Source organism: Mycobacterium neglectum, assembly GCF_002591975.1.
Classification (GTDB): Bacteria; Actinomycetota; Actinomycetes; order Mycobacteriales; family Mycobacteriaceae; genus Mycobacterium; species Mycobacterium neglectum.
This window is the reverse complement of the sequence record NZ_NVQE01000015.1, coordinates 115,030-126,730: the sequence shown is the minus strand read 5'-3', so window position 1 is coordinate 126,730 and position 11,701 is coordinate 115,030. Positions and strand designations below refer to the sequence as shown.

The following is an 11,701-nucleotide window of genomic DNA, read 5'->3' as shown; positions in this document are numbered from 1 at the left end:
CGGCGCGGTGTTCCACAAAGGCAAGCTACTCGAACGGCCCGTTGGCATCACACCCGCCGAGAGCGACGAATCAACCGAAACCGAGGTCGCCTGAAACAACCTCATCCACAGGTCTTGACAATATCTCGACGCCGATCGCAACCTGATCAAGATGCGCGGCCTGGCCCGATTCGACAGCGAACTCGGTGTACCCGCGGCCCTTCCCGGCCTGATCGATCTGCGAGGCTTGCAGTTCTCGGCTCTGATGGCCAGCCTGCCAGTCACACCGCCACCGCGACCTGTCGACCACTGGGCCTATGCGCGGTGGGAGACCGCGCTGAGCGATCTGTCGGTGCCCGCATCTGGTTGTGGTCAGGTGATCGGCGCCGACGAGCGGGGCCGCGCGGTCGCGTTGCCCCTGTTCGGTCCGCAGATCGACCGCGTCGAAATCTGCGGCACGCTGCACCTCGCCCAGCAGGCGGTACTGCGGGCACTCGCGCTGGGGGCCCGGGTGCTGGTCCACAGCAGGCGCGCCGGACTGTGGCGCGACATGGTCGAAGTGGTCGGAAGCCAAGACATGCTCTGGGTGGCCGACTTCAATCGCCAGGCGATCCAGGCCGGGGCCGACCGCAACTACTCGGTGGAGGTTTTCGACGGTGTGACGGAACAATCCGTTCGCGCCGGGGTCACCAGTGTGGTCGTCGCACCGCCGAACACACCAGTGACGCCGAATGCGGATGTCGCCCTAGAGCTGACATCACTGGAACACGACACTGTAAGGGTCAGTACGCGTGCGGGCTCGGCGATCGTGACGATGGTCGCGACCGACGAGGAAATGCGCTACCTAGAAGCCTCAGCCAACAGTGTCGACTGACAGGAGTGATCATGGTCTACCCGCCGAGCAACCCAGACTTTTACAATGCCCCCGAAAGTCGTTTATCCAGAACCCTTCTCATCGTAGTCGCTGCGCTCGGCCTGGTCACGTACTGCATGAGTTTCGGCCCGATGAGCAGCGGCAGCGTCGCCATGGGATGGCATGTCCGATTCGCGGCAATGGCGGCCCTGTGTGGGGTTTTCAGCGTGGCGACTCGGCAGATAGCACTTCCGGTGGTCACTGCGGTGCTGGCTGCGATGGGCTTTCTGGACGGATTGTCGACTGTCGTGGCGGCTTCTGGCGCCGGCTGGGTGATGACAGCGATCGTCGTGGTCAACGCGCTGCAAGCCGCCGCCGCGATCGCCGCAGTGTTGTTGGCCCCCAAGGATGTTCCCGACCAGCCGTCCTCGGAATATGAAGCGTATGTCGATTATTACAACCAGGCCGTGCGGAACTACTACACCGAGTATGCGCGATCGCCGGAATCACATCAGTACGCCGAGGGGTACGGCCAGGCAGATGCGAGTGCGCAGGGTGCCACGAACTCGCTGCGCACTGCGCGCTCATCACAGCATGCTGACTATTCCGAACTGAACTACGAACGGCGCCGTGATCCTATTGGTCAGGAACAAGGTTCGCGCGGCAGCAGATCCGCGCGTCCAGCTGGATTGCCGAGTTTCGGTGCCACCACAGGGGCGGCCCCGTCGTATGCGGACCAACCGGGCCACCAGGGCGACGAACCCGTGGCGCCGCCTTCGCCGAACTAGAGTTCTCAGCGCCGAGCCGTCCTCCTACAGGACCGCCAGCGCGACTGCTCCAGTCGCCGCCAGGCACATCGACGGGCCATGCGGAACAGTCACTTCCGATCGGAGGAGCAACGCGGCCGCCGCCGTCAGCAGCGGCGCACCCACCGCGGCCAGCGTCCACACGTCGATGCCGAACGAACCGGTCAATGCTCCGATACCGAGCGCCAGCTTGACGTCACCGGCACCCATCGCGGCCGGCAGGACCAGATGGATCGTCAGATAGACCGCGAACAGCGCAGCAGAACCTGCCAACGCAGGCACGCCACGGCCCGCCGTCGTAGCAGTCGCCAGCACCACCACGGCACCGGGGATCGTCAACCAGTTCGGCAGTCGCCGGTCCCGGATGTCGTGCCAACTGAGCACGATCAACCAGGCCACCACGCAAACACCGGCCACCCCTGCCCCCATACCTGGAGGCTAGCGTCAGCCCAGCGCCTCCCTCATCACCTCTTTTGGCGCAGGCATCCCGGTGAACTGCTCGACTTGCGCGTACGCCTGATTGAGCAGCATCTCCAGGCCGCTGATCACCCGCCCACCCGCGGATTCGACGGCCGCGGCCAGCGGCGTGGGCCATGGATCGTAGATCGCATCCAACAGCACCGGCGTTGTCGCCAGTACAGATGCATAATTTGCGGCGGCGTCGGCCGGGACGGTATTCACGACGGCGTCCGCAGTCGACATCACCTCGATGACCTCGGTGCTGTTGATGTCGCACCAGCTGGCGTCGGCACCCACTCGGGTGGCGAGATCCACCACCGCGGTGACCTTTTCCCGGTTGCGCGCCACCACCGTGATCCGTTGCACGCCGAGTTCGACAAGTCCCACCACCACGGCTGGTGCGGTTCCGCCGGAGCCGACCACGACCGCGTGTCCGGAGGCGCGCCCCAGCGCTCCGGTCACCCCGTCGATGTCGGTGTTGTCGGCACGCCACCCATTCGGGGATCGCACCAATGTGTTGGCCGAGCCCACCAACGCGGCGCGTTGTGTGGGTTCGTCGGCGAATCGCAGTGCCGCGAACTTGCCGGGCATCGTCACCGACACACCGACCCACTCGGGCCCGAAATCGCCGACCACCGTGGGCAACTGATCAGCGGTGCACTCGATCCGCTCATAAGTCCAGCCGTCCAAACCCAGCGCGCGATAAGCGGCAAGGTGCAACTGCGGTGAGCGGGAATGCGCGATCGGCGACCCGAGCACCGCCGCCTTGCGTGGACCGCTCACCGCGAGGAATCGAGGACACCGTTGCGCATGGCGAGTTCGATGTTCGCCAGGTGCTGCGGATAGTCCCGGGTGAACAGGGTGGTGCCCTGCATGTCGATGGTCACGAAGTACAGCCAGTCCCCCGGCTCCGGGTTCTCTGCCGCCGCAAGTGCCGGCTGACCGGGCGAACAGATGGGCGTCGCCGGAAGTCCGGGCCGCACATAGGTGTTCCACGGCGTCTGCTGTCCGCGGTCACCATCCGTGGTCGCCACTTCGATCCGGTCGAGCGGATAGTTCACCGTGGAGTCGAATTCCAACGTGCGATTCTCGGCCAGCCGGTTGTAGATGACCCGCGCGACCTTTCCGAAGTCCTCCGGTGTGGCTTCGCGCTGCACCAACGAGCCGACGACCAGAATCTGATAGGGCGACAGGTTCATCGCCGTGGCGGTGTCGAGGATGCCACCCGCCTCGTACTGGGCGGCGCTGGCGCCGATCAGTGTCGAGAGAATCTCCTGTGGCTGCGCGGACGGGTCGATGTCCCACGAGCCCGGGGCGATCAGCCCCTCCAGCCGACGGTGGTCGGTGCCCATCGCGTTCACCGGAGCGACGGCCCATTCCGGGACCGACAGCACCGACGGTTCGGCCGTGCTCGCCGACTCCTTCAGCGCATCGGCTGCGACGCAGTTGCGCTCACCGTCGAGGTCCACACATGTCGCCTTGGAGATCAGGCTGAGGATGCCGTCGGTGACGGCATCGGTCTTGACGTCCCGGACGTCGTCGAGCTGACGCCCTTCCGGAATCACCAGCTTGCCGACTCGGTTTTGCGGATCGGCCAGCCGTTCAACGGCATTGGCTGCCGGGATCTCGGTACGCACCTTATAGAAGCCGGGCTGAATCGCCGAGATCGCGGCATTTCCCTGTGCAGCCTCGACGAATCCGGCCGAGGTCGCCACCACGTTCTGGTCCTGAAGGGTCTGACCGATCGCGGTGGTCGAGTCGCCTTCGTGGACCTGGATGACCACGTCGTTGAGGCCCGCGCCGGTGAAGTCGCTGCTCGTGCCGAACACGTTGTGCCACAGCTTCGACCCGAGGAACACCACGCCGACGACGACCACAATCAGGATGCCGAGCGCCAACCAGCTGGCCAGCCGGCGCTTGCGCCGTCCGCGTGCCTCTCGCATCCGGTCGGCCCGAGTCCTCCGACGCCGTGGTGGGCCGACCGCCATGGGTTCCACCCGTTCCTGGCGCCAGCTGGGTTCGACGCGTTCGCGGCCCCAATCGTCAGACATCCCCGACCTCGTCCCTGAAGTCACCGTGCGCGGCCAACACCGCGCGCCGTTGGTCCAGCCAGTTCTGCAAGATGCCGACAGCGGCAGCCTGGTCGATCATCGTTCGCTGCCCCTTGGCGCGAATCCCGGCCTCTCGCAACGAGCGCTGGGCGGCAACGGTAGTCAGTCGCTCGTCGGCCAGTCGCACCGGCACCGGCGCGATGCGTGCCGCCAATTGATCGGCGAGACCGATTGCGTCCGCGGCGGCCGAGCCAGACCGGTCGGCCAGCGTCCGCGGCAACCCGACCACCGCCTCGACGGCCTCGTACTCATTGACGAGTGCCGCCAGCCGACGCACATGTTTGTCCGACCCTTTTCGGCTGTCGCGCGCCACTGTCTCCACCGGTGTTGCGAGGATTCCGTCGGGGTCACTGACGGCCACACCGATGCGGACGCTACCGGCGTCGATACCCAACCGACGGCCCCGTCCGGGATCCGGAGGCGTCAGCGTGGGGCCCGGCCGGTCCGGTAGGCGGTCGTCGGATTCGGTCGGCACGCGGTCAGCTCCGGCCCAGCTCGGCGCGCAGCGCGGCCAACGCCGCGTCGATCCCCGCCGCACCTTTACCGGAGCCCTGTGCCAGATCAGCCTTGCCGCCCCCGCGGCCGTTCACCGGCGCACCCAATTGCTTCACCAGATCATTGGCGCTCAGACCGATGTCCTGCGCGGCCGGATTGACCGCCACGACGTACGGGACAGAATCACCCTCGCCCTCGGCGATCAACGCGACGACCGCGGGTTCGCTGGTCAGCCTGCCCTTGATGTCGCCGACGAGTGTCCGCAGATCGCCCGCCGACATTCCGCCGGCCATCCGCTGCGCCACGAGGTGGACCTTACCGACCTGTTCGGCGCCTGCGGCGGCATTCGCTGCCGCGGCGCGCGCGTTCGCCAGCCGCATCCGCTCGAGTTCCTTCTCGGCGGCCCGCAACCGCTCGACGAGGTTGGCCACCCGGGCCGGAACCTCCTCCGAGGGCACCTTCAGCGATGACGACAGCCCGGCCATCAGGGCGCGTTCCTTGGCCAGATGCCGGAACGAGTCCAGACCGACGTAGGCCTCCACCCGACGCACGCCGGACCCGACGGAGGCTTCGCCAAGGATCGTGACGGGGCCGATCTGGGCGGAACTGTGCACGTGAGTGCCGCCGCAGAGCTCGAGCGAGAAGGGCCCGCCGATCTCCACGACCCGAACCTCGTCGGGGTAGGCCTCGCCGAACAGCGCCATCGCGCCCATCGATTTGGCCTTCTCCAAATCCGTGGTGAAGCTGTGCACCTCGAAGTTCGCTTCGACCGCCTCGTTGGTGACTTCTTCAATTTGTGTTCGTTGATCCTCCGACAGCGAGCCCTGCCAGTTGAAGTCGAACCGCAGGTAGCCGGGACGGTTCAGGGATCCGGCCTGAACTGCGTTGGGGCCCAATACCTGCCGGAGTGCGGCGTGCACCATGTGGGTTCCGGAGTGTCCCTGGGTCGCACCGTGGCGCCACTTCGGGTCGACCGCGGCGACCACCGTGTCGCCCTCCACGAACTCGCCGGACTCGACGTTTACTCGATGTGCCCACAGCGTTTTGGCGATCTTCTGGACGTCTGTCACCGCGGCCTTGGCCGCCGCCGACGCACCCGCGCCGGTGATCGTGCCCTCGTCGGCGATCTGTCCGCCGGACTCCGCGTAGAAAGGGGTGCGATCGAGAACCAGCTCGACGCGACCGGCGTCATGCGCTCCGTGGCCGATGACCGGTACCCGCTTGCCGTCGACGAAGATCCCGAGAATTCTTGCCTCGGAAGTCAATTCGTCGAATCCTGTGAATTCGGTAGGGCCGGTGTCGACGAGTTCGCGGTATGCCGAGAGATCGGAGTGTGCCTGCTTGCGGGCAGCCGCGTCGGCCTTGGCGCGCTGGCGCTGCTCGGCCATCAAACCGCGGAAGCCCTCTTCGTCGACGTTCAAGTCGGCTTCGGCAGCCATCTCCAATGTCAGTTCGAGAGGGAATCCATAGGTGTCGTGCAGGGTGAATGCGTCGGTTCCGGAGATCGTTGACTTGCCCGAACGCTTGGTCGTGGCGGCCGCCTCGTCGAACAGCCGGGATCCTGACGCGAGCGTCCGGTTGAACGCGGTCTCCTCCGCCACCGCGATGCGCTGGATGCGGTCGAAGTCGGTGACGAGTTCTGGATACGACGGCCCCATCGCGTCGCGCACCGTGGTCATCAACTCGGCCACGATCGGCTGCTCCACACCCAGCAGCTTCGCGGCCCGGACGATCCGGCGCAGGAGCCGGCGCAGGACGTAACCGCGCCCTTCGTTTCCCGGGCTGATGCCGTCGCCGATGATGATCGCGGCGGTACGGCTGTGGTCGGCGATGACGCGGTACCGGACGTCGTCTTCGTGGTTGCCCATGCCGTACCCGCGCGGGGCAACGGCGGCGACCAGGTCGATCACCGGGCGCAGCAGATCGGTCTCATAGACGTTGTCGACGCCCTGCAGCAGGCAGGCCACCCGCTCGACCCCCATGCCGGTGTCGATGTTCTTGCGTGGCAGCGGGCCGAGGATCTCGAAGTTCTCCTTGGATGTGCCCTCACCGCGCTCGTTCTGCATGAACACGAGATTCCAGATCTCGATGTAGCGGTCTTCGTTGGCCTCGGGCCCGCCCTCGATGCCGTACTCGGGCCCGCGGTCGTAGTAGATCTCCGACGACGGCCCGCACGGCCCCGGGATACCCATCGACCAGTAGTTGTCGGCCATGCCGCGGCGCTGGATGCGCTCGGGCGGCAGCCCGGCGACTTCCTGCCACAGCGCGATCGCCTCATCATCATCGAGATACACGGTCGCCCAGATCTTTTCCGGGTCCATGCCGTACCCACCGTCGGCAACAGGATTCGTCAGCAGGGTCCACGCGAACTCGATCGCGCCCTTCTTGAAGTAATCGCCGAAGCTGAAGTTGCCTGCCATCTGGAAAAAAGTGTTGTGCCTGGTGGTGATGCCGACCTCGTCGATGTCCGGGGTGCGGATGCACTTCTGGACGCTCACCGCCCGGTTCCACGGTGGTGTGCGCTGCCCGAGGAAGTACGGCACGAACTGCACCATGCCGGCGTTGACGAACAGCAGATTGGGGTCGTCGAGGATCACCGAGGCACTCGGAACCTCGGTGTGGCCCGCGTTCACGAAGTGATCGAGGAAACGCTTCCTGATCTCGTGTGTCTGCACGTTCTTACTGTTCCTCGCACTAGGGGTGGTTCCGCAATTACCTGCGACTATTCGACCGCACCACAGTACCGGTCGCGGTTATTGCGCCTGAAAGGCCAACGAACGAACGCGACCTCCGGTGCCGGCTAGGCGTCGATGAAGCTCAGCCGAACCTTACGCTGGGGATTGTCGCTGTTCAGGTCGACAAGCACCACGCTCTGCCACGTGCCGAGCAGCGGCTTTCCGCCCTGGACGGGCACCGTCACCGATGGTGACACCAGCGCGGGCATCACATGGTCGGCTCCGTGCCCCGGCGACCCGTGGGCGTGACGGTAGCGATCGTCGCGTGGCAACAGGCGTTCGAGCGTGTCGAGGAGGTCGTGGTCGGACCCGGCGCCGGTCTCGATGATCGCGACGCCGGCGGTGGCATGCGGCACGAAGACATTGCACAGGCCGTCCTCGTGTGCGCTGCAAAAGGAACGCACCACGTCGGTGACGTCGACGATGCGGCGCCGCGCGGTGTCGATATCGATCACATCCGAGTCCACGTCATCCAGCCTACGAGTGTCCGCGCGGATTGACGCGAGCGTTTATTACGCCGGGGCCCCGGGTATCGCTGCTTTCACCAGGGTGATCTACGAACTGCCCTACCCCACTAGGCATTGGAGGCATCGTGACCGTCACCGGCATCATCACCGCAATACTCATCGGCATCGTCATCGGCGTACTGGCCAGGCTGCTGCTACCGGGTAAGCAGCCCATTGGGATGCTCGTCACGATCCTGGTCGGCATCGTCGCCGCGCTTATCGGTACGTGGCTTGCCCAGGCGATTGGCATTGCAACCGCAACGCCCGGCGTCGACTGGGGAGAGTTGCTCGTTCAGCTCGTCGTGGCCGTGATCGGAGTGGCGCTGGTGTCGGCGCTCATGGGACGTCGCCGCACCGGCCTGATGGGTCGGAAGCGCTCGGGCCTCTTGCGCTGACAGATACCACCCAAATAGCGATCCCGGCTGTACCCCTGCAGCCGGGATCGCCCTTTCGTGTCACGACGCGAACGTCGGAATCGTGATCCCGACAGCGGCGTTCTCCTCGGGAGTTCCCAAGTGGTAGCCGTACCGCATCGCGGTCGCTACGAAATTCGCGACTTCTTCGGCGGTTGGCGGCGGTGCATCGACCGGACGACCGATCTCGCGAAAGAACTCGCCCATCCGTGAGGTCGTGATGATCAGATCGACAGCAGGCTGTTCGGAGATGTTGCGATGCGCATGCGGCATCTCACCGGGAACTCGGATGTAGTCGCCGGCGCCCGCATCGCGCCATTGCAATCGGCCATCGCTCTCGATGAGTACCTGATGGCCACCGGATAGCACGAGAAAATCCTCGAAGTCGTCGTGGCGGTGCAGCGGAACGGTCACGCCCGGCGGAATGACCGCCCGCATCACGCAGATGTTGTTGGTCTCGTCATCCGTCATCGTCAGAAACTCGACCTGGGGTCCGAACACATCGAGGGCGGAAAGTCCTGTCCCGTCGGCGATTCGCGTCAGAATGCGGGGCTCAGATGGTGTGTTCATGCAACTCCTTACTTCGCGTCGCCGTCGAATCGCGGCCGGGTCGGGTGCGGCGTCACCCAGTCTTGGGCTCGACGCCACCACACCTCGGCGGCCGGCTCAAGGCCTGTTCGGTCGTCGAGGGTTCCGGCCTTGACGATCATGACGTCGGGCCGTTCAGCCAGGCTCGTGAAGATGGGAGATCCGCATTCTCCACAGAACAGTCTGTCCCTCGAATTGCCATTCTCTGATCCCACGGTCCGGTAAGACTTCGGTGTTCCGTCGATTTGCAACGTGTTTCGTGCCACCAGAACGTTGACCGAGAACGCCGCGCCGCTGTGTCGCTGACAATCATCGCAATGGCAAAGGATGACCGAATCGGGTTGGGCATCCAATCGATATCTGATCGAACCGCACAGGCAACGTCCGGTACGCGTAGTCACGACCCAACCACCGAATCTGCCACCCGATAGCGCTCATCGGCGCGCTGCAGTGCGGCGAAGACTTCGTCGTCACTCTGCATCGGGACCTCCACTAGCAGCTCGCCGGTAGCGGGATTGATCGTCTGAAAACTCACTGTTCTGCTCCTTGCTCGATTTCGCAACTGAATAGGTCCGTCATGCCATGCCTGCAGTTTCGGTCGCAGCACTCCCGAGTTGCTCGATCGCCCACTGAACGCCCGCTCCATAGGCCGGATCGGCCTTGGCGCAGTGGCCGACCCAGCGCTGCTGTATCTCGGCGGGCACCCCGCGCATTGCCCTGGCGGTGTTCTCGAACAGCCGCCGCTGGGCGTCGGCTGTCATGAGCCGGAACAGGTTTCCCGGTTGCGTGTAGTAGTCGTCGTCGTCCGCGCGGAAATTCCAGTTGTCCGCGAATACCCGGGCACCGTCGCCAAGCGCCTCCGGCGGCGCCTGAAAGGCCGGCTGCTCCTGCCATTCGCCGTAACTATTCGGCTCGTAGTTCAAGGTGCTGCCGTAGTTGCCGTCCACGCGCATCGCCCCGTCGCGGTGATAGGCGTGTACCGGACAGCGGGCGGCGTTGACCGGGATCTGGTGATGATTGATGCCGAGCCGGTAGTTCTGGGCGTCGTTGTAGGAGAACAATCGGCCCTGCAGCATCTTGTCGGGTGAGAAGCCGATCCCCGGCACGATCCTCGCCGGCGAAAACGCGGCCTGCTCCACCTCGGCGAAGTAGTTGTCCGGATTGCGATTCAACTCCCACTCGCCGACCTCGATCAAAGGGTAGTCCGCATGCGGCCAGACCTTGGTGAGGTCGAACGGGTGATACGGCACCGTCGTCGCGTCGGCCTCGGGCATGATCTGAACGCACAGTTTCCACCTTGGGAATTCTCCGCGCTCGATGGCTTCATAGAGATCGCGCTGATTGCTCTCGCGGTCCTTGCCGATCACCGCTTCGGCCTCGGCGTCGGTCAGGAACTCGATGTCCTGCTGACAGACATGGTGGAATTTCACCCAGTGTCGAACGCCGTAACCGTTGATGAAACTGTAGGTGTGCGAGCCGAATCCGTGCATGTTCCGGAATGACTTCGGAATGCCACGGTCGCCCATCGTGATGGTGACCTGGTGCAGCGACTCAGGCAGCAGGCTCCACCAGTCCCAGTTGTTGCGCGGGCTGTTGAGGTTGGTCCGGGAGTCGCGCTTGACAACGTGATTGAGGTCGGTGAACTTCAACGGGTCTCGTATGAAAAAGGTCGGGGTGTTGTTGCCGACAAGGTCCCAATTGCCTTCCTCGGTATAGAATTTCACCGCGAAACCACGGATGTCGCGCGTCGCTTCGGCGGCCCCACGTTCACCCGCCACAGTGGAGAACCTGACGAACATCTCGGTCTTCGTGCCGACCTCGGCGAACAGTTTTGCCCGGGTGTAGCGCGTGATGTCGTTGGTGACGGTAAAGGTGCCGTACGCGCCGGAACCCTTGGCGTGCATTCGCCGTTCGGGGATCACCTCGCGATCGAAATGCGCGAGCTTCTCCAGGAACCAGACATCCTGCAGCAGCATCGGGCCTCTGGGTCCGGCAGTCACCACGTTGTTGTTGTCGACGACGGGTGCACCGGCGATTGTGGTGAGCTGGCCTTCGGTCGAACCACGGCTACCGTCACCGTTCTCATTGACAGTCATTGTTCTGCTCCCTTCACACGTTCGACTCAAGCACTGAGTCCGTCGCCACTGCGCCAGGGAAATCCCCGGGTCGTGGACACCCGTGGTGACCACGGGTGCCTCCAAAACCTCTGCCCTGCCACTGTCGAGTCATGACATTGGTCAACAACGCAGTGCTGACGGTGATTCAGCCAGGTGAAGGCGACAGCGTGTCGATGGCCGGCTTCGGCGCCGTCTTCAAATTGCGCAGCGAGACGACAGGCGGACTCGTCGCCATCGTCGAGCATCAATTCGAGGTCGGCCTCGTCACCGCGGCACATCGCCACACCAACGAAGACGAGCATTCGCTCGTGATTGCCGGCGAGATCGGTTTCCGCTCAGACAACGACGAGGTCGTGCTCGGCCCGGGAGGCTATATCACCAAGCCTCGCGGCCAGATGCATGCGATGTGGAATGCGGGCAATGAGCCGGGGCGCATCGTCGAAGTGATCACTCCCGGTGGGGGTTTCGAAAACTACTTCCGCGAGCTGAGCGAATTACTCTTGTCCGGCACGGGCAGGAATCTGCACGAAGCACCGGAGTTCGTCGAGCTCGCGCTGAAGTACGGCCTGACCTATGGGTCACCGGACTGGATGGACGACATCGTCGCCCGGTACGGACTTACGCCGCCGACGCATTGAG

Annotated in this window: 14 protein-coding genes; 4 read left to right on the top strand and 10 right to left on the bottom strand. The window is 64.5% G+C overall.

The genetic code is table 11. The annotated features are described in order from the left end of the window. Positions 1–151 precede the first annotated feature (151 nt). Together CSQ99_RS14330 and CSQ99_RS14325 are read left to right on the top strand one after the other, a co-directional pair. Positions 152–853, top strand: a complete 702-nt coding sequence (locus CSQ99_RS14330) for a hypothetical protein (RefSeq protein WP_099039695.1) — start codon at positions 152–154, stop codon at positions 851–853. An 11-nt stretch (positions 854–864) separates the two neighbouring features. Continuing rightward, complete coding sequence (locus CSQ99_RS14325; protein ID WP_176561025.1) at positions 865–1,620, top strand: DUF5336 domain-containing protein; 756 nt, start codon at positions 865–867, stop codon at positions 1,618–1,620. Between the two features lie 24 nt (positions 1,621–1,644). On the opposite strand, the gene CSQ99_RS14320 is transcribed toward CSQ99_RS14325, so the two are convergent. From CSQ99_RS14320 to CSQ99_RS14295, 6 genes are all read right to left on the bottom strand, one after another. Then, a complete protein-coding gene (locus CSQ99_RS14320) occupies positions 1,645–2,055 on the bottom strand; it encodes a prepilin peptidase (RefSeq protein WP_425437824.1) in 411 nt (136 codons plus the stop codon). Positions 2,056–2,082: 27 nt separating this feature from the next. Continuing rightward, on the bottom strand, positions 2,083–2,880 hold the full coding sequence (locus tag CSQ99_RS14315) for a shikimate dehydrogenase (RefSeq protein WP_099039692.1): 798 nt from the start codon (positions 2,878–2,880) through the stop codon (positions 2,083–2,085). Next, on the bottom strand, positions 2,877–4,148 hold the full coding sequence (locus CSQ99_RS14310) for an endolytic transglycosylase MltG (RefSeq protein WP_099039691.1): 1,272 nt from the start codon (positions 4,146–4,148) through the stop codon (positions 2,877–2,879). The genes CSQ99_RS14315 and CSQ99_RS14310 overlap by 4 nt, the downstream gene beginning before the upstream one ends. Further along, a complete protein-coding gene (gene ruvX, locus CSQ99_RS14305; RefSeq protein ID WP_099039690.1) occupies positions 4,141–4,683 on the bottom strand; it encodes a Holliday junction resolvase RuvX in 543 nt (180 codons plus the stop codon). The genes CSQ99_RS14310 and ruvX overlap by 8 nt, the downstream gene beginning before the upstream one ends. A 4-nt stretch (positions 4,684–4,687) precedes the next feature. Beyond that, positions 4,688–7,378 (bottom strand): alanine--tRNA ligase, encoded by a 2,691-nt coding sequence (gene alaS / locus CSQ99_RS14300; RefSeq protein WP_099039689.1) that lies wholly within the window; start codon positions 7,376–7,378, stop codon positions 4,688–4,690. Between the two features lie 125 nt (positions 7,379–7,503). Continuing rightward, the gene (locus CSQ99_RS14295; RefSeq protein ID WP_176561029.1) at positions 7,504–7,893 is read right to left on the bottom strand and encodes a secondary thiamine-phosphate synthase enzyme YjbQ; all 390 of its coding nucleotides are present in this window, start codon (positions 7,891–7,893) and stop codon (positions 7,504–7,506) included. A gap of 137 nt (positions 7,894–8,030) precedes the next feature. Between CSQ99_RS14295 and CSQ99_RS14290 the strand changes: the two genes are divergently transcribed. Continuing rightward, positions 8,031–8,339, top strand: coding sequence for a GlsB/YeaQ/YmgE family stress response membrane protein (locus CSQ99_RS14290; RefSeq protein WP_099039687.1), 309 nt, complete (start codon positions 8,031–8,033; stop codon positions 8,337–8,339). 60 nt (positions 8,340–8,399) lie between these two features. On the opposite strand, the gene CSQ99_RS14285 is transcribed toward CSQ99_RS14290, so the two are convergent. The 4 genes from CSQ99_RS14285 to CSQ99_RS14275 are packed head-to-tail and all read right to left on the bottom strand — an operon-like array spanning position 8,400 to position 11,041. Then, entirely contained in the window at positions 8,400–8,927 is a 528-nt protein-coding gene (locus CSQ99_RS14285) for a cupin domain-containing protein (RefSeq protein WP_099039686.1), read from the bottom strand. An 8-nt stretch (positions 8,928–8,935) separates the two neighbouring features. Next, a complete protein-coding gene (locus CSQ99_RS31885; protein WP_099039685.1) occupies positions 8,936–9,346 on the bottom strand; it encodes a GFA family protein in 411 nt (136 codons plus the stop codon). Then, positions 9,343–9,480, bottom strand: a complete 138-nt coding sequence (locus tag CSQ99_RS30995) for a hypothetical protein (RefSeq protein ID WP_176561024.1) — start codon at positions 9,478–9,480, stop codon at positions 9,343–9,345. The genes CSQ99_RS31885 and CSQ99_RS30995 overlap by 4 nt, the downstream gene beginning before the upstream one ends. A 40-nt stretch (positions 9,481–9,520) precedes the next feature. Further along, on the bottom strand, positions 9,521–11,041 hold the full coding sequence (locus tag CSQ99_RS14275; protein WP_099039684.1) for a catalase: 1,521 nt from the start codon (positions 11,039–11,041) through the stop codon (positions 9,521–9,523). Between the two features lie 131 nt (positions 11,042–11,172). Between CSQ99_RS14275 and CSQ99_RS14270 the strand changes: the two genes are divergently transcribed. Beyond that, positions 11,173–11,700 (top strand): cupin domain-containing protein, encoded by a 528-nt coding sequence (locus tag CSQ99_RS14270; RefSeq protein ID WP_099039683.1) that lies wholly within the window; start codon positions 11,173–11,175, stop codon positions 11,698–11,700. Position 11,701 lies beyond the last annotated feature (1 nt).